The organism is Tritonibacter scottomollicae, assembly GCF_032924845.1.
Lineage (GTDB): Bacteria > Pseudomonadota > Alphaproteobacteria > Rhodobacterales > Rhodobacteraceae > Epibacterium > Epibacterium scottomollicae.
Genome location: NZ_CP136707.1, coordinates 191822 through 212667 on the forward strand (window position 1 = coordinate 191822; position 20846 = coordinate 212667).

Annotated in this window: 21 protein-coding genes; 5 read left to right on the forward strand and 16 right to left on the reverse strand. The window is 54.1% G+C overall.

Annotated elements, in window-relative coordinates; all coding sequences use genetic code 11:
- Positions 1 to 232: 232 nt before the first annotated feature.
- From R1T40_RS21995 to R1T40_RS22005, 3 genes are all read left to right on the forward strand, one after another.
- A complete protein-coding gene (locus tag R1T40_RS21995) occupies positions 233 to 895 on the forward strand; it encodes a ParA family protein (RefSeq protein ID WP_106165530.1) in 663 nt (220 codons plus the stop codon).
- A gap of 491 nt (positions 896 to 1386) precedes the next feature.
- Positions 1387 to 2481: an IS110 family RNA-guided transposase gene (locus R1T40_RS22000; protein WP_165798175.1), complete on the forward strand. Its 1095-nt coding sequence runs from the start codon at positions 1387 to 1389 to the stop codon at positions 2479 to 2481.
- A gap of 415 nt (positions 2482 to 2896) precedes the next feature.
- On the forward strand, positions 2897 to 3430 hold the full coding sequence (locus tag R1T40_RS22005) for a ClbS/DfsB family four-helix bundle protein (RefSeq protein WP_317385469.1): 534 nt from the start codon (positions 2897 to 2899) through the stop codon (positions 3428 to 3430).
- 164 nt (positions 3431 to 3594) lie between these two features.
- Here R1T40_RS22005 and R1T40_RS22010 read toward each other — a convergent pair whose 3' ends face one another.
- From R1T40_RS22010 to R1T40_RS22045, 8 genes are all read right to left on the reverse strand, one after another.
- Positions 3595 to 4134: a hypothetical protein gene (locus tag R1T40_RS22010; RefSeq protein WP_106165533.1), complete on the reverse strand. Its 540-nt coding sequence runs from the start codon at positions 4132 to 4134 to the stop codon at positions 3595 to 3597.
- A 97-nt stretch (positions 4135 to 4231) separates the two neighbouring features.
- The gene (locus R1T40_RS22015; RefSeq protein ID WP_317387110.1) at positions 4232 to 4360 is read right to left on the reverse strand and encodes a hypothetical protein; all 129 of its coding nucleotides are present in this window, start codon (positions 4358 to 4360) and stop codon (positions 4232 to 4234) included.
- Positions 4361 to 4400: 40 nt separating this feature from the next.
- Positions 4401 to 6245 (reverse strand): ParB/RepB/Spo0J family partition protein, encoded by a 1845-nt coding sequence (locus R1T40_RS22020; protein WP_317387111.1) that lies wholly within the window; start codon positions 6243 to 6245, stop codon positions 4401 to 4403.
- Between the two features lie 158 nt (positions 6246 to 6403).
- Positions 6404 to 6802, reverse strand: a complete 399-nt coding sequence (locus tag R1T40_RS22025; protein ID WP_317387112.1) for a DUF3768 domain-containing protein — start codon at positions 6800 to 6802, stop codon at positions 6404 to 6406.
- A gap of 878 nt (positions 6803 to 7680) precedes the next feature.
- The gene (locus R1T40_RS22030) at positions 7681 to 7974 is read right to left on the reverse strand and encodes a BrnA antitoxin family protein (protein ID WP_317387113.1); all 294 of its coding nucleotides are present in this window, start codon (positions 7972 to 7974) and stop codon (positions 7681 to 7683) included.
- The gene (locus R1T40_RS22035) at positions 7943 to 8218 is read right to left on the reverse strand and encodes a BrnT family toxin (protein ID WP_317387114.1); all 276 of its coding nucleotides are present in this window, start codon (positions 8216 to 8218) and stop codon (positions 7943 to 7945) included. Before R1T40_RS22035 ends, R1T40_RS22030 begins: the two co-directional genes overlap by 32 nt.
- Before the next feature lie 507 nt (positions 8219 to 8725).
- On the reverse strand, positions 8726 to 10084 hold the full coding sequence (locus tag R1T40_RS22040; RefSeq protein ID WP_317387115.1) for a DUF4942 domain-containing protein: 1359 nt from the start codon (positions 10082 to 10084) through the stop codon (positions 8726 to 8728).
- A 159-nt stretch (positions 10085 to 10243) separates the two neighbouring features.
- Positions 10244 to 11290, reverse strand: a complete 1047-nt coding sequence (locus R1T40_RS22045) for a hypothetical protein (protein WP_317387116.1) — start codon at positions 11288 to 11290, stop codon at positions 10244 to 10246.
- Positions 11291 to 12216: 926 nt separating this feature from the next.
- Between R1T40_RS22045 and R1T40_RS22050 the strand changes: the two genes are divergently transcribed.
- Together R1T40_RS22050 and R1T40_RS22055 are read left to right on the forward strand one after the other, a co-directional pair.
- Positions 12217 to 12990 carry a DUF3800 domain-containing protein gene (locus R1T40_RS22050; RefSeq protein ID WP_317387117.1) on the forward strand — a complete coding sequence of 258 codons (774 nt, stop codon included), beginning with the start codon at positions 12217 to 12219 and terminating at the stop codon, positions 12988 to 12990.
- Positions 12991 to 13248: 258 nt separating this feature from the next.
- Positions 13249 to 13410 (forward strand): hypothetical protein, encoded by a 162-nt coding sequence (locus tag R1T40_RS22055; RefSeq protein WP_317387195.1) that lies wholly within the window; start codon positions 13249 to 13251, stop codon positions 13408 to 13410.
- On the opposite strand, the gene R1T40_RS22060 is transcribed toward R1T40_RS22055, so the two are convergent.
- The 8 genes from R1T40_RS22060 to R1T40_RS22095 all read right to left on the reverse strand — a co-directional run bounded on the left by R1T40_RS22060 (position 13397) and on the right by R1T40_RS22095 (position 20755).
- On the reverse strand, positions 13397 to 14620 hold the full coding sequence (locus R1T40_RS22060; protein WP_317387118.1) for a His-Xaa-Ser system-associated MauG-like protein: 1224 nt from the start codon (positions 14618 to 14620) through the stop codon (positions 13397 to 13399). The genes R1T40_RS22055 and R1T40_RS22060 overlap by 14 nt on opposite strands.
- Positions 14604 to 15008 carry a TIGR03982 family His-Xaa-Ser system protein gene (locus R1T40_RS22065; RefSeq protein WP_317387119.1) on the reverse strand — a complete coding sequence of 135 codons (405 nt, stop codon included), beginning with the start codon at positions 15006 to 15008 and terminating at the stop codon, positions 14604 to 14606. The genes R1T40_RS22060 and R1T40_RS22065 overlap by 17 nt, the downstream gene beginning before the upstream one ends.
- Positions 14983 to 15519, reverse strand: coding sequence for a His-Xaa-Ser repeat protein HxsA (gene hxsA, locus R1T40_RS22070; RefSeq protein WP_317387120.1), 537 nt, complete (start codon positions 15517 to 15519; stop codon positions 14983 to 14985). Before hxsA ends, R1T40_RS22065 begins: the two co-directional genes overlap by 26 nt.
- Positions 15506 to 16609 carry a His-Xaa-Ser system radical SAM maturase HxsC gene (hxsC, locus tag R1T40_RS22075; RefSeq protein WP_317387121.1) on the reverse strand — a complete coding sequence of 368 codons (1104 nt, stop codon included), beginning with the start codon at positions 16607 to 16609 and terminating at the stop codon, positions 15506 to 15508. The genes hxsA and hxsC overlap by 14 nt, the downstream gene beginning before the upstream one ends.
- Positions 16606 to 17874, reverse strand: coding sequence for a His-Xaa-Ser system radical SAM maturase HxsB (gene hxsB, locus R1T40_RS22080; RefSeq protein ID WP_317387122.1), 1269 nt, complete (start codon positions 17872 to 17874; stop codon positions 16606 to 16608). Before hxsB ends, hxsC begins: the two co-directional genes overlap by 4 nt.
- 456 nt (positions 17875 to 18330) lie before the next feature.
- Positions 18331 to 18693, reverse strand: a complete 363-nt coding sequence (locus R1T40_RS22085) for a hypothetical protein (RefSeq protein WP_317387123.1) — start codon at positions 18691 to 18693, stop codon at positions 18331 to 18333.
- A 500-nt stretch (positions 18694 to 19193) separates the two neighbouring features.
- Positions 19194 to 19814 carry a hypothetical protein gene (locus R1T40_RS22090; protein WP_317387124.1) on the reverse strand — a complete coding sequence of 207 codons (621 nt, stop codon included), beginning with the start codon at positions 19812 to 19814 and terminating at the stop codon, positions 19194 to 19196.
- On the reverse strand, positions 19811 to 20755 hold the full coding sequence (locus R1T40_RS22095) for an NAD(P)/FAD-dependent oxidoreductase (protein WP_317387125.1): 945 nt from the start codon (positions 20753 to 20755) through the stop codon (positions 19811 to 19813). Before R1T40_RS22095 ends, R1T40_RS22090 begins: the two co-directional genes overlap by 4 nt.
- Between the last annotated feature and the right edge of the window lie 91 nt (positions 20756 to 20846).

A 20846-nucleotide genomic window follows, 5' to 3' on the forward strand; every position in this document is an offset into this window, starting at 1 on the left:
TAACTATGATCTACAACACACAAATACCCGACCTTATTCGGATACCACATAACTGTTCACTGTTAACTGTTCACTGTTAACTGTTGAGCCGTAGATAAACGACTACTGATATATCAAATAGTTAGCGCCACTACCTAGCACATCCCAGCACCTAGCAACCCCCATAACACATAACGCTTTACCCATAACCTATAACAGGTTAGTTGAAGTAAGATTGATACGGGAGAGAGCAGTGACCCAAGTGATAAGCGTAGTTCAAGAAAAAGGTGGAGCAGGCAAAACCACCCTATTAATCACCCTTGCATCGTTGATGGTAGCTGATGGTGCCAGGGTGGCGGTTATTGATACTGATCCTCAGCACAACCTCGAAGACTGGGCCAAGAAGGAAGAAATAGACCTTGATTGGATTTTTGAGGACAACGACGAGAAACTCATCCCTACGATCAGAGCTCTAAAGAAGGCCTCTCCAGCATACGATGTCATCCTAGTTGACACGGCTGGTTTTAAGTCGGCTATGGCTGTCTATGCGATCAACGCGGCTGGTCTCGTGCTCATTCCATCAAAGGCGAATGAATCTGATGCGAAAGGCGCGATCAAAACATATCGCCATGTTCACGGTGTCGCAGATTCGATGGACAAAGACATTGGCGCGTATGTTGTGATGATGGATGTTGATCCCAATACCAACATAACCGAAGCGATTTTGGCATCCCTTGAAGAGCAGGAAGTACCTCGCCTGAACGCGATGTGTGCACATCGCACCGGGTTCAAGGAAATGATGAGTACAGGCCGTGGGCCAGAAGGCTCGGCGAAGCGATCAGCACAGAGCGTTCTTGCAGAGCTTCAGATCAAAGGTTTGTTGGACTATTACGGAGGGCATAATGGCAAAGCTTAAAGTCAATCTTGACGTTGATGATGTAACGCAACCTCAGCCAGAGGATCATAAACTCAGGCAGCTGTCGTCTTCGCTTCCAAGTCCGCATCGAGCTAAGTCTGGATCTTTGAAGTACGCTCAACGTGTTCAATTTGCTTTCTCGAACGTTCCACTCCCGATCAAGGAAGCGTTCGTCAAGGAAGCCGCTTCTAGAGGTATAACGCAAAAAGAGCTTCTATATGATTGCTTACGAGCTGGTGGGATCGAGGTCCCTCCGTTAGATGAAATTGACGGTCGCCGCAGATAATAACACATAACCCGTAAATGTTATGTGTTATGGGTCGCGCAGCGGCTTTGGCGCGAATAGCGCCAGTCCTGGTCGCCAGGGCCTTCAGGTCCTGTCGTCCAGTGACACCAGAGGGCAGGGCAGGGGGCAAAGAAAATACCATGCTGGACGGCGTTGCACGTGGCTGCTGCAATGCCGGAGTTCTTCGAACAGAGGAGATTCCAGCATGGTCAAGAAAGCAACGCGCCTCGCCCGCTTCGCGGAAGCCGTCGAGGATCAACCTGTCGTCGTCGGTCTCGACGTTCACAAAAAGACCTATTCCGTCGCCCTGTTCTCGTCGCAAGACGGTCAGGTCGAGAGCTATACCTGTCCAGCCGGAGAGGCGGCGCTCGCCGCGCAGCTTTCGGGCCTGGGCTGCTCCATCGAGCATATCGTCTATGAGACCGGGCCAACCGGCTTCGCCTTGGCCCGCACATTGATGGCCGCAGGATTTAAGGTATCGGTGATCGCCGCCTCGCGCATCCCGCGCGGCTACGCAGCGGCGGCGAAGAACGATCGGCTGGATGCGGTGAAGCTGGCGACCTACTTCGCGCGGGGATTGCTGCATTCCGTCGCCATTCCAACCGTCGAACAGGAAGGCTACCGGGCGCTCGTGCGGCGGCGGAAGCGTGTCGCGGAGAGCCGGGGCAAGATCAAGCAGAAGATCAAGGGCTTCCTGCTCGCGTCCGGCATCGGCGAACCGCAGAGTATCCAGAAGTGGTCTCTGGCCGCTTCGGCAGACCTGTCGGCATTGGATATGCCGCCGGAACATCGCATGTCGCTGGCCTCGATGGTGCGTGAGTACCTTTTCTTGCTTTCCGAAGACAAGATGCTGCGCGCCGAGATCAGGACGGCAACGAAACGGATGCACGCAGAGCGGTTCGCGCACCTGACATCTGTCGTCGGGGTCGGCGAGACCGCCGCATCGAACTTCTTGGCCGAGCTGTTCTCTCCCGAACGGTTCAACCGCCCCGAGGAAGTGACCTCCTATCTCGGTCTCGCACCTGTGGTCAGCCAGAGTGGTGGCAGTCAAGCCCGGGCCAGGATCAGACCCGTGGGTCAGAAACGCTTACGCGGCATCCTCATCGAAGCCGCATGGCAATGGACGTGGCGAGACCCCGAAGCGAAGGAACTCTACAATCGACATTTTGCGAAGCATGGGATCGGGCAGAAGGCCATCGTGGCCGTCGCCCGCAAGCTCGCGATCAAGCTTTGGCGCATGGCGGTAGAGATACCGCCCGTGTCAATGGAGGGTGCCGCGCGCGGGGCCTGGTCGGGATAACCGACAGTAGAAAAGGGCGGCACCCTCATCTACCGGCGCGTACCGAAAGCGGTACTTGGTGATCCTGCATCTTGACAGGCACGAATAAGAAAAGGCTTACGCAAGCCGGTAATAGCTCTGGCATGGCCTCAATTCTGTGGCGTGACACGCACGCAGGATGGGTTTTTGTGGCTATAGGCAAGGTCGGCAGTGCGGACTTTTCGGACTTTGCCTGAACGTGCGCCAATGTCTGCTCTAGCAAGAATCGTTCGTCAAACGATCCTTTTGGCGGGGACGGCGTGATTGTATAGTGTGCCAGTTCGAGACTGGGTACTCGTTACGAGGTCATCGGCTGATACAACCCAACTTGCCGCTAGACGTCCCCTCTTGACCAATTGAGAAAGCTTATATTCTCTTTGCGATGAAGGAGAATATTATGGCAATTCCAGCCTCAAAGTCAGAGTTGCTAGATGCAATTTCTGAGACGTTTGACAAGTTGATAGTCGACTTGTTGAAGGTGCCGAAGGATCGTGCGCGAGAATGCTCACTCGAAGGTCACGTAAAAGGAACAACCATGAGTGCCGCCGATCTTGTGTCTTATCTCATTGGCTGGAACGAGCTTGTTTTGAGTTGGCTGGATCAGGATGACAAAGGACAGGATGTCGATTTTCCCGCAACGGGTTTTAAGTGGAATGAGCTGGGACAGCTCGCGCAGAAATTTTACAAAGACTGCGATGGCGTCGACTACCACGACCTTTTGGACCGCTTGAAAAAAGCCAAGGAAAACCTCGTCGAAACAATCTCGGCACGTTCGGATAATGAACTCTATGGCGGGCCGTGGCATGGCAAATGGCCGAAGGGTCGGATGATCCAGTTCAACACGTCATCGCCTTATGCAAACGCGCGTAGCCGTATCCGCAAGTGGCTCAAGACCCAGACGAGAGTTCAGCTTCGCCAAAGTCCAGCATAGCGGTCATCCGTGCATTGCGCAGCATCGGTCACTTCGGGCTCCAAGCCGCCATTGGGAGCTGGGTTGAGCACTCGCAGCATTGCCAGCTGCACTTGACAGTTGTCCACATAAGAAAGGCCCCACCGAAGCGGGGCCAGTTAATTCCTTCACCACAAAGGAAAACTCTACTCAGGTGGGATCCGCTCTGGATCTCTCGCCTTGGCAATTACACCATCATGTCGGATTGCAGCAATCGTCGTTTCTGTGCGTCGGCTCATTTCGACGCCATCACCGGACATCATCGCTTCAACACTGCTTGTCTTCTTCAGCACGCTGCCATCTGCCTCCAGATAGGTTATGCCGTGATCGGTGGCATGGGTAACTGACCCGTCTGCCTTGATCTGAATTCTCATACCGTTGACGGATACCGTTAAGCCGTCTTCTTCGGCGATGATGCCATCCCAGCCGATGCCAGGATCTCGGCGCAATACAATTTGCTCCTGTCGTAGTTTGATCTGAACGTCACGCGGTGCGCTCTCATCAGCTGCTTTGACAACCAAGAACGCCTCCTGCTCTGACGGATCTGCATGGATGCTGGCGTTAGCGTTCTTTGGGGACCAGACTTTTGCGACCTCACGCTTTCGCCCATTTTGATCACGGTGGAACCCGATGAACAGCTGTGCCGAACGCCATACGCGGGCAATGTTTTCGCTCTTTTTCGTCATGGCATGGCCTCCGGTTCATGTTTCGATTCAATCATGGCGCGAGGGTTTTCGCTAGTCTCATCGGTAGGGCAGGGCGCTTGTGCGCCCCGCCTCTGGATCACTTCATGCCTTCGGGGAGCCATTTGGCGATTTTCGCCGCTTGCTTCTTGGTCACACCCTGCGCCTTTCGCGCTTCTGGGTCCGCGAACAACTTTTCCAGTGCCTCGACCTTTTTACCTTTGGTCAATTTGGCGAAGGCCTTGGCCTTTTCGTCGTCCTGTTTCAGGTCAAGCAGATCGCACCAGAGGGCATTGAGGTAGGGACCAACAAACGCGCTTGAAGAAGTTTTCCGCGTTCGGTGTCCAGTTTTCGCGGATGTCGGTTTTCACCTCCCGGTCAACCAGCGCCCGCATTTCCATGTTTCCGCCCTTCATGAGCGCCGCCAAATGACGAACCAACTCAGCCTCGATGAACTCCTTTCCCTTCTTGCGGAAAGTCTGGAATTTCTTCACTTCATCATCGCGGTTCGTGACCCGATCCTCCGACAGGTAAGAGGCCGTTGTCAGTCGCTCATCCAGAACGTAGCCAGCACCTTCGGTTGACGGGAAATTCGGCACGTCCTGCTTCGACAGCCCGATCGGATCAGCGAAATATGACCCACATGACAGTTGGAATGCCAGCAGCGCAAGGATCAGATCAGGATCGCGCAATGCTGCGTGCTGCCGCGCTCCGGTGACGACACGAGACAGATCATCCGCGAGTTTCTGAGATATGGGCGATTTGGGCGCATCTGCTTTGCCAACAGCATCTTTGCTCAACACGCCTGCTTCCACCGCTGCCGCCTTGTCTTCGGGCAATACCAGTCCCTTGAAGCTATCGACTTCCCCGTCATGGTTCAGAAACACGATCAAACCAGCATGCTCTTTCTGGTCGGCAGTGAAATCAGTTTTCAGGATAGCTTCAAATCCATCCAGTTCGGATTGTTCCTCATCAGTGATTTCATCGGCGTTGAATTCCAGCTTGTACTCAAGTTCTTCGCACCGCTCTGCCTGCTCGTCCGTCAGCTCACCGGCCACCGGGCGCAAATTGGAAATCTTACGCTGATCCATATCCCAATACCCGATGTAGTTGTCGGTTGAGATTTCGACCCACTTCCATCCCTCCGTTGCGCGCAGTTCCTCTGCGGTCTCTTCCAGATTTGCGATAAACAGCGTTTCCAAAAGCGCAGGATCATCAAACAGCGTCACCTCGCTGAATAGATCGCCGCTCAAACGCCCACCGGCTTCTTTGTAAGCGTCCACTCCGACGAACTTAATACGGCGGTCGGTGCCTTTGACGCTATCGGGTTTCAGCAGGTTTTTGATTTGGTGGTCGGAATAGTGACTACGCCCGCGAACCTGTTCCAGCACTTCAAGGCTTCGGTCCTCGTCATCGCTGATGGTGAAACATGCAGCGGAGCTGAGGCTGATTTCACCAGCACCGAGGGCATCCAGTACCGCCTCGGGCAGTCCAGACAGGGCAAGGCGGCGATAAACATGTTTCTCAGTCACGGCAAAGGCGCGGGCGATGGTGGAAACCGATGCCCCTCCGGTCTCCATTTTGCCATAGGCGCGGATCTCATCGACGGCTTCCAGATCCTTGCGGGCGATGTTTTCTGTGTGTGCCCAAATCTCGGCGGTGGCGCGATCAGGAGCGATATTCACAAGCGGGTTCGCCAGCTCGGGCTTGGTTGCCGACATGTCGGGATGCTGCTCGGAAAGATACTGCAGGGCGCGAAGGCGACGACCACCTGCAACAATTTCAGCACCGCCGTTCCCATCAGACAGGCCAGAAAGGTTCTGGATCAAGCCAGCGGTCCAGATGCTTTCCGCCAGTTCGATAATGTCGGCCTCTGGTACGTTCTGACGCGGATTCATTGGCGACAGGATCAGGGATGTGAGCGGGAAACGAGCCTCTGCTGCGATGATTTCGGTCTGTTTGGTCATGGGTCTTATCCTTGTAACGTGGTGAAGTATCGTGTTATTGGTGCCCCAGCCCTTTTGGGCTGAGGCGTGTGGCCTTATCTGGCCCCGTTTTGCATCAGGAAGCGGCGGCCTATCCCAAATTGATCGCCCTTCCTGACTAGCGCCCAAGCCTCGGCAATTCGGCGCTTCATCGTTTCATTGTCCATCTGTCTCACCCCCTTTCGGTGTACTGGTGTTGTCGGGAGAGGCGTTGACCGCCCCTCCCTGTGGGCCTGCTCGACAGGCCAGCCTCGGCGCGGGCCAGGGAGGATACCCCGCAACCGAACTCAGTATTCTGAGGGGAGAAGGAGGGTCATAACGCGGCGCGTCTTGGTGGGGTCAGCGCAGTCATCGGACCCGTAGCCGTAGCTCGTATCGTAGAGGTCGATTTTCCAGTACAGGGGCACCTCTTCACCATCGTTCAAGACCTTGATGACCCCAAAATCTCGGGTGCCGTATGGGTCGTTTTCTTCGGTGAACTCGTCGAATGCGATCACTGAAACACCGATAGCGTTCAGGGCTTCGGGAGACAGCGCCGCGACACCCTGCGTCATGACGATCTGCCCCGGAACTGATGGGTCCATCGCCCAGCTGGTGCGGAACAGGTCGTTTTGCTCTGCGATCAGTGCGGTGCGTGCTGCTTCGATTGCCGCCTCTGTGTTTTCGATATTTTGAATTTCAGCCATTTTTGGCCTCCTTTGTGGTGACGCGGTGGGGGCTTGGTGCCTTCCTTCCGCAGTTGGGCTTGGCCTCGCCAATCTGATTTGACGAAAACCATGTTTTCGGCGGAACAGAGTGGAGAGGGCGAAGCCCGACCCACGGCCCTGCAGCGGACAGTCAAAGGATCGGAACCGAGGGGTGGTGCGGCCCGCAGCGCGCAGCGCGAGGACACGGCCCTCGGTGGAGACGACGCCGCAGGCGGCGCTTGTCTTTTGACTTTCCGATGCAGGGATGTTGGGCGGATAAACAAATGAAAGATGTCAGGGCTGGGGTGAGCGGGCGCAGCCCGTCGATCCCCTGCTCTGTCACCTGAAACAAAGCGAGCCGCGCGTTAAGCGCGGCTCTCAACTGACTCTAAGGTTAAAACTTTCCAGTCCGCATGAGGCTCAGGAGCCGATGTGGACCTTGCATGCTGCGAGCTGCCCGCGCCCATCATAGAGCGAAGGGATGTGAGCAGCCTGTGGGAAGATTTATCCTCAGAGCTGAACGAGAGCTTCTGGAGGCCGATATACCGCTTTCATAGGACTTTAGAAGGGCAGGGGACTCATCAACCGCATACGGACGGCCCCAAGCACAGCATTTGCAGACGTGGCGCCGCAAAAGGCCGAGCTGAAGGCGAGGGAAGACCGTCCCGCAGGGCTGAGACTATGTTTTCTGAGCGAGATGAGGCCGCGGCGCGGGCTGGCTCTTTGAGACAGTCTGCGTCGCACCTGGGCCTCAGGAGTTCAGGAAATATCGGCTCAGGTCTGGCGCCGGCTCTGCCGGTGTCAGACTAGGGCCCGGTCCTCATCCATGATGAGGATTTGCCGTATCTATTCGACACGACGACTGACGTTTGCGGAATTTAATCACCACTATGTTGGTGGTGGCTCTTCTCTTTTTTTGCGATCATGTAGGATCTCAAGACATCGTTCATGCGTGTGAGGTGTCCTGGTCCATCAGCCTGAAAGAACTCCAGCACATCAGGATCGATGCGCAGGTGAACAGATTTCTTTTTTGTACGCTTTACGACTTTAGCGTCATCCCAGAATCCATCTGGCATGTCTTTAGTGGGTGCATCTTCAGGAGTATCCTTGAGCTGCCCACTGTCTTTCATTGCTCTGATATCATCGAGCGATATGTTTTTGATATTCGTCATGTTCCTTTCGACCGCCTTTCCACGCTGAGATTAAGCGTATCCGACCGTCTCTTTCGGTATGAGTTACGGAGTAGACGTCGCCGTCTACGCTCCCAAGCGATATGAACCGCTGTTCTCCATAGTCTTTGCGTGTGTCTTCCTTGGTGAGTGTTTTGTTCTCAAAGATGAGAGCAGCAACGAGGAAGTCTACGCCGTGTTTTTCAAGGTTGCTGTCCCGTTTTTTGGGGTCGTAGTCGATCTGCATGTTCGATCCTTGCGGTTATTTTGAGTGTTGTATCCATTGCTTCGGTCCTTCACGTTGTTTGGCTAGTTCTCACTCCGTCCCATGACATTAAGCCATGATGGACACTTGAAGTGTACACTAGACGTGTACACAGTTCAACTCTTTCGATCCTCACTGTTTGAAACGCAAGGTGGCACCGATGAAGCCGAGGTATTGATGTTGCAGAGATCTTGGCTGACCAGAAGGCCGCGACCTGTTTTGTCAGCGGTTTTCTCTAATAAAGGGACACAAGCATTTTGGATACTGAAGCTCGTCCTTGTTAGTTCAGCTGAAGTCGCAATAGGACAGTTACGCGAAGCGTAAGGCTGCGCGGCAGCGCAGGGCCGGTGATCTCGTGGAGCGCCCTGGCGTTTCACGGGAACACCGGTCACCATCTGTCGCGCAGCCCTCTCTAGAAGGCAAAAAAACGGCCCCACCGAAGCGGGGCCAGTTGGTTCCTTCACCACAAAGGAAAATTCAGATCCTCAATCAATCGGGGCCGATAATAAGAAACCCGGTTGGAATGTTGGTTCCGCTTTCTGCGAAGCTGGCCACCGGCAAATCGTACCATCCGTGATCGCGGGGCGATGTCAAACCTAGATCCTTTAGGTGGCCGTCATAGAGCGCACTTGCAGGCAGGATGCAGGCCAAAACCCCGTCAGTTTCATCACCGTTGCGGCGCGCTTTCAGGAACTTCCGAGCATGATCGAGATGCTTGCGCCAATGCTGTCCGTTAAACGGCGGGTTCATAAACACCACATCAAAAATCGGGTTTGCTGCTGTTTCCAGAAAGTTTGCCTTATGGACATGATGGCCCTTTGCTCTGCACTCCATGGCTCGGCCGCCATGATACTCAACACCAGTGACACGCGCGCAGGGATTTTTTTCTCTGATCGCATGCATGATGCGACCGCAACCGCAGGAGGGCTCCAGAATTGTCAGATCTCCGTCTAAATACAGCCGGCGCATAACCTCTTCGATAACCGGTCTCGGTGTCGGGTAATATGCAAGATCCTTTGAAACTGCCGTTCCAGGTCTCGGTTTTTGTGCCGCCTCCGGACTGTCTGGAAGCGTGTCACCGTAGAATTCGGCCAGTGCGAGATTGATTTCTCTCAGCGTCTCCGGATCAAAGTGAAGATGAGCGTTCCCATTCTGAAAGCGGCGGATCTCGATTCCGTCGTGATAGCTGGCGCCATGCTCCTCTGCCGCATCCAGAAGCTCGTAATATTCTTGCTGTTCGATGTGAGGTTTATCCCGAAACACATTGAGAGCGTTCAACGTGTCTCGCGTACGCTCCCACCCCCAGGAGCCATAGCTTGTTGTTGATTGGATTATGATGCGTTTCGGTAGTCCTTCGACGCCGATTTTAACCTTAGTATGGCTGCGATAGGCCGGATCGAGATCGCAGAAGCACTCAGCCAGCCCTTTAAGGATGTGATGCCGCTGGTTTATCCAGTAGTCCTCAAATGTCGCGCCAATGTTCTCCATGGTGAACTCTGGCGGGTTCTCCATAGACATCTCGAAGCGCTTCCGGTCCTTTGCACTCGCAATGCGGTTGACGTTCAAGCCACGATAGACATGTTGCCATGCAGATTTTAGGAGAGCATCTTGAATGATCGCTTCACGCACAGAAGGTGCAGACCCATAGCGACCATTAGACCAAATGCTACCACCAAACACGCCCTCAATGCATGAGGACAGTTCAAGTGCAGTGATCGCATCTTTGAAACACTGTAATTCTTCAGGAATGCGCTTTGCTTTCTGGTCATACTCTTCGACAACCTCACGCAAGCTGCGCTGCATTGCAGGCACATCAAAGTCACTTACTGGGGAGTTATGGGCGTTCATGCTCGGCCTCATGTGTATATGGAATGTCGTTGCGACGTTCTTTGAGGGCTTTTTTGATAGACGCCGCGCACCAGTGCCCGGTCTGCGTCTGCCCTTCGATGTCGCGGCTAATCGGGTGCCAGGCCTTGCAGCCTGAGCACCACCACTTTCGGCCGATTCTCACTTCGTCAGCTCGTCCGCAAAGGTCTGGGCCTCTTCCGGGCACTTGAACGCGAAACCGGCAGGAGTGTTTCCCCACTTGCGAGAATACCAGCCCTTCCGCTCTTTGGCCTTTTCAAGCCACATTGAGAAAACCTCCCGGCTCGCGCGTTCCTTTGGACTTACGACCCACATTTGAAAGTGGCGTTTCGTGTGCATGTGTTCTTCGATAGTGAAACCGCCCGCATCCTTCGCATGGCTGTCGCCATCGGTCTTTGGCGTTGCTTTGTTGCTAGGTCCCGAAACAAAGGGGGCGCCATCCGGCACAGACCACTCGCCAAACGGGATATACGCCGCTGGGTCATCGCTCGGCCCTGTGATCCGGCGTTTGCTGATCTTCCAACCGTCGGAGTAGTGATGCGAGGCCTTGAGATAGTATCCCGCCCCCATGCTGTACTTTTCGCGGTGCTCTGCGTCGGACTCGGCATCAGCAAGATATGCGGTCTGCTCATAGTTGCGCGCTGCCTTCCGCATTTCTGGGAACATGTCGCGGGTGTTTCGAGAAAAGGCCAAAATCACAGTTTTGCTGGTGCTGGTCGCGAAATAATCCGTCATGCTGTCGGACTCGTTTTTCTCAAATTCAGCGACGATCACGGCTTTCGCGTCTGCTGGAACCTTGGCACGGATGCTGTCGCGCCAATCCGAGATTTCTTGCTCGCGATCTTCTCGCTCCTTTGCCACTTGCTGGCGTTGGCGTTCCTGCGCTTCCAGTGCAATCGCCTGAAGTTCGGCGACCTCATCCGCGCCTTTCGCTTCAACCCCAAGAATTGCGGCCTTCTCAATCCATGGGCTCGCGATCTCGTCACCCACTTTTGAAAGTGTAGAGTCCTCCCAAACAATGCTGACGCGCCAAACTTGCTTTGTCATGCCGCCCGCGCCAATGGTGAAGACCCGGCCAGTTTCAGGCGAAATTTCTACGATCCATCCTGCTTTTTGCGGGTTTGCCATGTCCCCGAAGACAAGAGGCTGACCGATGTACATTTTAGCTTCGGTGTTCTGCATGTTCATATCCAAATCCTTTGTGGTGACGCGGTGGGGCTTGGTGCCTTCCTTCCGCAGTTGGGCTTGGCCTCGCCAATCTGATTTGACGAAAACCATGTTTTCGGCGGAACAGAGTGGAGAGGGCGAAGCCCGACCCACGGCCCTGCAGCGGATGTTGAACGTCGGACGAAATTGACCTCGGCGTCATAAACTGACCCAATCCGCTGTTTTTGCCGTGTGGCTTGTTGCGTTGATCTGACCTTCCATTCGGAAAATCAGGGCTGATTTGCAGGTTCAGTCGGCGAAGCCGCCTGTTCCTGCTGATCTGCCACGTGGCGAACGCGGGAGGGGGCGAGGCAATGCTATTCGACCGGGTTGGTGCGGCCCGCAGGCGTAGCCGAGGACACGGCCCGGTCTAATCGGATTGCCCGAGGGGGAGGGCAGCGCCCTCTCCCTGACGGCCAGGGGCGTTTGGCTTGTCCAAATCCCGCTGGCCCGCAAAATAAAAGCGGCGGGGCCATCAGCCCCGCCTCCTTGTTGCGGTCATTCAATATTGAAAACTGAGTTCACAGGTTTCGGACGGAACCGCTAGTGCTGATACCCGCATCGATGACCGTAGCCAGCCCGAATACGACACTCATGCAAGGTGCAGCGATACCTTTGCTGCAAGCGCGAACGATCTCCTGAGAGCGGACCTTCGAACGGCTCCGATAACCAGGGCGATGCCGCGCTCAGCTCAGATGTCAGCAAAGCGCAGATAGCGACCTTTGCAAAGTCGCGGCGCGTCGCCTGCACTATGATCAAGGACGGCCCTTTCCGGACGTTGGCCTAACCTTCGGATTGCTGCAATCGCACCACGCATAGCCGACGTTCACTACAGGTAAGAAGCTCCTTTTCAAAAACATGTTGTGTGTCCACTTTCGCAATAGGCATCATGTTCCTATCTATGTGAAATGGCATACTTCTACCTCGACGACAGCAAGCATCATAAACACGGTTTCTCACTCGCAACCTTTGTGATTTGTCCGAACGATCCGACCAAAGAAGTGTCTCAGATTTACCTGAGACATGGATACGACCCAGTTGCTTTCGAATTCAAAGCGTCGATGAAGATGCACGGTAACCAAGCGCTCCAAGATCTCCGCGCAGAGCTCAAACAGTTTATCCAATGGAACTGCAAAATCGCTATCTGTGTTGTTGAAGATGATAAGCGGCTTGGCCCAGCAGCCCTGAAGCTCTTGAGCGCCGCTCTTGATCATCCCACACTTAACGACCAAGATCACGAAGTTGCGTTCGATGAAGGTTTGTTTTCCTCGGCTGGTGCAGGGCAGAAGCAGGCATCTAAAATACCAGCTCTAAAAAGATGCAACTTCGCTTTTGAGCAGGACTCTAGGCTACTGGTGGGAGTTCAGTTGGCTGATCTGGTCGCACATACCTGCGCTACTATGCTACGCGAGTCCTTGCTTCCTCAGCCAAAGACAATCGTTTGGGATGACCCTTCAGACACGACATACCACGGGCTGGAAGTTCCACTCGAATTTGAGATGTGGGCATACATACGCTATTCATTTCTATCGATGAATAAACCGGAGCAGGACGCGAATTACGATCCTGCCCTGGTGGATGTATTTCCTTGGGGACTGTATATTGACGAACAAGTAGATGACCAGCTAGCGGAAGCCGCATTCAGCCGCTTTGGAGAAAACTATCTAGGGTGCTGCCACTAGCGGCCCAGAGCTGTCGTCCGGCCTTGATCACCTTTGTTGCGGTGCGGTCCGTCAGAGATGACATTCGCTGCAAGCGCAAATCAAGATCAGGTCGAACTCGCAGGTATGCCTCCGGCGGAGGCCGCCTGACGAGATTTCAGCGCTGATGATAAGTCCGAACTTTTGGCCGACCAAAAGTACAGACCCGAGGTCGAAGTCCTTTCTTCCGCAGATACACCGCGTCGGCGGCACTGGAGCGATGCCGACAAAATCCGGATCGTGGAGGAGAGCTTCGTGGGGCATCGCCAGGTGGCTGCGACAGCGCGGGGGCATGGTGTATCGCAAGCTACGCAACCGAAACACTTGAAAAGCCGTCTGGGTCCTTCTTTCATTCAGCGGCAGGCACGATCGTCCGTTAAGGTGCTGATCAAGGGCTTCTAACTTCCCGTTTGGAATCGAACTCCAGTGTTGCCAAAAACGATATCAACTGATCCAGTTCTTTTAATGTCAACGCGCTTTGGCTGACGGGCTCTTCAAGCCAATGACGCAACTGTTGATATACGTCCTGCCTTTGAGGGCTGGAAAGTTCCTGGAAGTTCAGAACGGCTAGAGGATCGCTGTGAGCCAGGATGATATCGGATACCTCAGAATATGCTCCAGAGTGGCCATATGGAGCTGTTCTCAAGACGTTGAAAAGCGGAGGCGTCCGAAATTTTCCACGGTCATTTGGATCGTTAGTTACGTTAAAGCGTCCATAGTCGATGCCGAAGCCATTTTTTCCAAAACTCGCGCTGGGTGAGGGAATTGAATGGAAGTTGAAATCACTGAAGTATGGGCCGTTGTGGCACATCGAACAGCGACCCTTCCCATAAAAAATCAACCCGCCATTCAGCTCATCTTCGGTGAGTTTCCCTTTCCCGAAAACGAATTCATGAAATCGGGTATCCTGGACTGCAAAGTTGAAACGAATAAACTCAGCGATGGCTTCAGCATAGTTTTCAAACTTGAGATCCTTGGCAGAAGTGCCGAATGCTCTAAGGGCCGCGTCTGCGATATCCGGATCAGCAGCTAGCTGCTCAACAAGCTGGTTGTAGATGAAAGTGGCGGATCCGACGGTCTCAGTGGTCAGGTGACCAATATCTCCCACCATTTCATCGACTTCTACAGGGGGAATCATTGCGGCAACCACCAACGGATCACTTGAGAGCGCATGGGCGCCGAACTGGCTAATGAGGTCGTCACCGCGCCCGGAAACCTTACCGTCCCAAAAGAAGGTGTCGTAGCCGATGCCGCCAACTCCCCAAAACGGAAGAGTGTTTCTGGGGACAGTGCGGCCCCCTGAAGCAACCCGGATGTCACCAGCTCCATCGCCCCCGATGCCTACTGCATTTGGAATCCCATCAGCGGATCCAAAACGGTCCCGGTGACATGTCGCACAAGCAATATTTTGGCCTGCCGAAAGCTCCGTGGCTTCAAACGCTAGTTTACCCACTGAAACGAGATCAGGATCGGTCTTTGGACGTGTAGCTGAAGACGGTACCAGCCCAGCTTCGATTGCAGCTTCCCGAACGACACTTGAACGCAAGTCGCTAGCAGCAACAGAAGTGCTAATCGCACAAGCGATAAGGAACGAACTAATAACGAATTTCATGAATTCCAATCACTGTTCTCAGGCCTTCCGGTTTTTTTTCAGCGGCTTGCAGTACAAGTTCGCCAATTTCAGAATCGCTGAGTCCCAAGCGAAGGAGCTTCTTTTGGAGCAAGTCATAGTCCTGGCAATCCAGAAGAGCAATTTCTGCGGCCTTAAGTGCGGAAATCGCGCTTGGAGACGGATCGTCCGCCACGGTCATTTTCCCTATCCAATGCTCCCGCATGGCTTGGTCGCATTGAAAGGTGAGCCTGGCAAACTCATCTGAATAGATGGAGATTACAGCGCCTTTATAGAACGGTTCTGCCAGCCATGCCGTAGGAATCGCTAGAATGCAACCCGTGACTATCCCCGATAGGAAACGCTTATTGAGCAGCAATTCCAAGAGCATTCAACACCTCTGGAGTGATAGTTCCAGTGACTTTCAGACTATAGTCGCTTTGAAACCTGGAAAGAGCAGCCTTTGATTGTTTTCCGATCACCCCGTCTACTGCGCCATTGTAGTACCCATAGGAAATCAGGGCGAGCTGCACACGCATCGCTATTTGTTTGAACTTTTCTGAGTTTCCGGGCAAAGGGGCTACCGCCCGAGCGTTCGGAAGAGAGGGCAACACCGTTCTGGGGCTGGTGCTGTTGGACCGCGGCTGCACCGGTGCTGCCGGCCGGGTGGTAGTATAACCGCCGGAGGAAGATGATCGGTGGCTTCTGTGACTGCTGTGACTGCTGTGGCTTCTATGGCCTGCGAGTGTGTATTTGTGCTCCAGCTCAAGCCTCTGATTGAAATCGCTGTCGGTGCCGAACGGATTTGATGACAGACCGGCCGCGATGGCTGCGTCTGCAGAATTCGTAGGCAAAAAGCCTGCGGCAGCAAGCGTTGGGATCAGGTATCTACGCTTTTTCATAGTAGCCTATCGCCTTGAAACCGGACCCTACGTCGTACCATTCAAAAAAGCCTCCACATTGATCACGAAGGCCGCAACCCTCGCAAAAATCTTCAAACTTGCACTTCCAATCTGAAATCGATGCTACCGCATACCTTTGATAGGCACTGGGCACCGTACAAAGCGGGAAATTGAAAAGACGTGCATCTAGGCCTCGGCCATGAGCGATACACAAAGCCCGGGCCGTCATCGCAAAATCAGTGGACGTGTCGAAGAATTCTTTCCGCCAGTTCATCCGCCCATAGCCAATCTTTTCCATCTGCATGATTGACCATTGCGTGGCGAACGGGATGTAGGTCGTCAAGAAGCCAGCCAACGCAGCTAGATGCGCCTGATTGCTTTGCATGACCACGGTTCTAATCTCAATCTGGGCAGACGTGTGAGAGAGCAGCTCAAAGGTCTTAAGAAGCCGCTCAAAGGCCCCGGCCTTACCAACAATCCTGTCATGAACCTCCGGTGCATCGGCAAAAACAGGAATGGCCCAAAGCACATTGTTGAAGGCTGGCGATTTGAGTGTCTCGACGTCTTCCGGCTCAAAATGCTGACCGTTTGTCAGAACATGGAAAGTAAGATCAGGACGCTCAGCATGGACTTGCATCAAGAGGGCAAAAAGCTGTTCCTTAAAAAGCATCGGCTCACCGCCCGTAATACCAATGACGGCATCTTGGGGAGCCATTACGCACGCCAGCATAAATGCGGCGAACATATCTGTGTGCTTGGTCTTAGGTGGCTGACTGCACATTACGCAAAGCTGGTCGCACTGTTCAGTGATCAAAAGAGAATTGTGCTGCGAGTTGGCTCGGATTAGCCGGTGTGCGCTCGACGCGTTCGGCGGCAGCATAATCACGTCACCGTCAAGATCCTCGGCCTTTCCCCTTAGAGCAATGGCGTGATCGTCACGAGAATAATACGCCCATGCGTCTTCCTGGGATGTCAATTGGTAGTCACGCCCCAGAAAGGAAGCGCGGTCGTCTTTAGGCGTCGTAACGAGGCGAGCAACCAGGGTTTCACCCTCCAGGTGCCCTTTTGCTGCGAGTCGAAGCGCGATCATTGGGTGACCTTAGACAAAATGGGATCCCAGTCTGGGATCCCAGCCCAGAGAGCCAAGGAGTGGTGGACAGCAGGATCAGGACTCTGAAGCAGGTCTTCCACCAGCCCAAACATGTACAGATGGCGTTTACAGAACTCAGTTTCAGATCTTGGCAGGTCAATCCGGCCATACCTACTCAAGTCATCAATCACATCACGGCCGCAATACGCTTGGTGCCTACAGCTGTCGCAATCCGGATCGCCAAAATTCGAGGAGTATGCGTTCAATGTGTTCAGTTTGTTTTGGTCAACACCCCCGCTTACATGGCCAACAGACAGGTCAATTTGCCCTGTTCGGGTAAGCATCCGGGCCTCATCTGTCGGATAAAACGTACCATCATAGTCTATCACGATGTAATCCTTGCCCAGAAGGTTCGGGTTCCTCAGGTCAACATGTCCGTTGACGTCAGAACGAAGCATCCGACGAAGGCAAAGTGAAAGATAATAGTCCTCGAAGTGTGTACCCCTTTGGAAATTGCGTTGGATCATCTCAGCCACAACTTCCTGGTGAAATTGATACCAGTTGTCCGAGATTACTTGGGCATCATGCGCCTTCCTGGCAAATCCATAGTTCGCCACAGGCCGGAGGAAGATGGAGCTCATCCCCCATTCAAAATAGCCGTCGAGCAACTCATCAGCACTAGGAAGGCACTCTGGGTCAAGTGTTGGCAATGCAGAAAGCTTATTTGGCCCGTACCTCGCTAAAAACCGACGAACATTGCTAAGGAAACCTTGCATTTCCTCGTCAGAACTCATGCGCTGCTTTCTGTGGAGGTCCTGCGTGCCATCGAAGGAAGTGCTGATGGTCACGTCCGCATGGCTCAGAAACTCGAAAGCTTCCTGAGAAATGGACTGTAGGTTCGTACAGATAACAAATTCGACCTCAGCGAGGTTGGCTCGGCAGAATTCCCTGACGCGCCTTAGAAGAGAAAGTGCCAAAAGCGGCTCGCCCCCCTGGAACTCCACCTTAAGCCTTGGCACTCTTAAGGCTTGAATGAACTCAAGAACCGAGTTGAGCGTTTCTTCACTCCAATCGAAGCCACTAGCTCTTTCAGCAACACGCGACACCTGGCAGTAAGAGCAGGCCAAATTGCATCTAAGTGTTGGCACGAGGATCAAGTAGCTCAATTCACTGGGTATGTAGCTGCGCTGAGCAATTCGAAAAGATTGTGCGCGGCCTCGCAGTGCCGCCAATCTGTCACTAAAATCATAGCTAGCTTGACTCACAATTCAGCCCCCAAGGGTCAACAGATCTGGGAGTACATCTGGCCACCCGTCGCAAGGAGCAGTTGCACGCCAATCATTGCAAACCTCTAGCTAGCCGCCGCGCAACAGGCAACTTGAAATTGAAGATGCTTCTTCAATGCACGTATAGCAAATGCGCGGCCAGCAAAAATTTTGACAATTGGGACAAGCAACGCGGCCTTCGCATGCTCGGGGAGCACGTCAGGTTGAATGTCTCCTTCTTAACTTGACGCCTCAGCAGATTGCATGCGCAGCGAACTTCCGGTTCCCGCCCGGCCTGCTGGCGGGCTCATCCGATGCAGGTGCAGAACGAATGTCCATAAAGGGCTGGCTGCCGTCATCAGGCGGGTAGGACCGAGCGCTGTTTTGCTGCAACAGTGCTGCCGCACCGCCGCAAGGCGGCTCAGAGCCCAAATCTACATCTTTCAGCATATACAGCTACGATGATTTATAGAGATTATGGAAGCTCGAAATAATTGGTTCAAATTCTGTGTCAGCATCAACCAAGCCAATTTTCATGCCCATTTTTTTGCAGACTGACAAGGCGTCCCTTAAAGCATCGGCAATTTGAGCTGGAGCATTGAGAACTTTCTTTTTGGGATACACGAACCCTGCAAAGTCGTCGTTTTCACAAAGGTTTAACCATCCCAGAGCATGCAGTGGAGGCTTTGCCTGCACGTAGGCAATTGGGTTGCCTTCAAGATAAAGCGTGAGCCAAAACCTACATTCTGGCGCGAACTCGTTTTCGGGCAGTGGGATGCGTCTGAGCACTGTAGTTATGATGTCTTCTGCATTTTCCATTAGGACATAAAGCGGCAGATTGGATTTTTACGCAATGGCAACTTTGTCCCGCGCCCTTCCATTCGATGATGATTGGTGGATGCACCTGCGGCGAAGGTCTGTTCTTTCCATTGCTCGTGCAGCATTGGACCGCCGCCCTGGTGGCAGACCCCCAGACTTTGCAAAGGTCGCTTTCCTGCGCTCAGCCGACCTTGATGCGCTGCGCAGCATCTGGGTTTCGCTCACGCTGGGCTTGAATGGCCGCTTCCACCTTGTCGAACCAAAGCTTTCGCAAGTGCAGAGAATGACCGCAATCCGCCCTGCCAGTAGGCAGGGCCACCGGATGCAAGAGCAGAACGAATGTCGTGATTGGGCTGCTGGCGTCATCTGGCAGCTTGAATGTGGTGCGGATCCGCTGCACCCTTGCAGCCGCACCGCCGCAAGTCGGCTTGGAGCCCTCTTTGCATATTTTCTGCAACGCGGCCAACGGCGGCTTTCGCCGTGCGCTCTTCGAGTGCGCGTCACAGCACCCTTTCGAACATGTAGGCAAATGGGGATTTGGTATAGGCAATGCCTCGCGCTGATTTCATCAAGCTTTCGCGTGTAATCGTTTGCTCTTTCTTCGGCACCATGTAGCCGTCGAGGTTCTGGTCGGTGACCCGGTAGCGTCCGTTTGCAGACGTGACGACCGCTTTCAGCTTGAACCGTGGGTCGAGCGCTGCAAGCGCTGCGTCGCCATGGCTTGAATTCACCAGCAAATGCCCGCCGATGCGCAGAAAGTGGCCGCAGGGTTCTGAGATGAACCCCGCATAGAGCGAGATCAGCAAATCAAAGCTCTCCGGCTCCAAATCCAAGGACCGATAGTCCCCATGCGCGAACACGAACCGCCCACCGACGTTGCCGCCATGATCGCAGATGATCTGCCGCACTCCCTCGTTATCGGCAAAGAACGCCGCCGCCCGCTTGTCCATGTCCGCATAGGTGACGTCGTCGTAAACGAATGAGGGCGCAACATCGACGTAGCTGCCCGCATAAAGCACATGGCGGGCGGGCAGCGCGGCGTTCACCGCCTGAAACAGCCGCCAACGGTCGCCCTTGTGCTGATCCTGCTTTTCCCACAGCGTCTTTGTCTTATCCTTCATTTTGAGTCCTCCGGCAGGGCCGCCCAACGTTCCATCGCAACCTCGTGGGCCATCATCTCCACGCAGAACCCGCCCTCCGAGACCGCCGCCGCAATGCCCGCAAAACCCGTCCGCGCATCCCCAACAACGTAGAGACCTGGGATATTGGTGGTGCCTGGCGCAGCTGCAAGTTCAGACATGCCCCAATCGTTTTCTTCTTGTGCGATAACCCCCAAACGTTCGGCAAAATCGGTCGCGGGCGACGAGAACTCCTCAACGACAAACCCGCTTTGACGCGCAATTTCGCGCCCGTCGTCCAAGACGACATGGGTGAGCGAGCCGCCTGTCGACCGCAGGTTCGCAACCTTGCCCTCTTCGATCGGAACACCCTTGGTTTGCAATTCTGCCTTTACCTTGGCGTCGAGCGAATTGCCGTTGGTGAACACGATCATATTGCGCGACCAAATCCGCATCATCGGCACGAAATGCTTGATTGCACCGTGGCCGAAAATGGCCAGCGCCGCGTCCGCATGCTCGTATCCATCGCAGAACGGGCATGGGTAAACCGATTTTCCGTAGACGTCCTCGATGCCAGGTAGGTCCAACTGGTCGAGGTTGTCCCGGTGACCTGTCGCAATCAACATGCGAGGTGCGGTCATTGTGGTGCCCTGCGCTGTCGTCGCGGAAAACTCTTCGGCTAAACGAGCGACGTCCGAAACACTGTCGGCGATGTAGTCCACGGTCGGGTATTTTCGCAGCTGATCTTTGGCCACCGCCAACAGCTCGCTCGGGTGTGCGCCATCGCGGGTTAAAAACCCGTGCGAGGCCGTGGTCACAAAATTACGGGGGTTTTCTGCATTGATAAATGCGGTTTTCATGCGGGTGCGCCCGGCAATCAAAGCGGCGGATTGTCCGGCGGGCCCACCACCGATAATGATGAGGTCGTAGTGCGGGTTTGCCATGTCTCACTCCAGTCATATTGAAGGTTTCGTTGGCCTCAACATAGGCCCTCAAGCGGTGTTGCTTGAGAGCGTGGATTTGTATACTATCGGC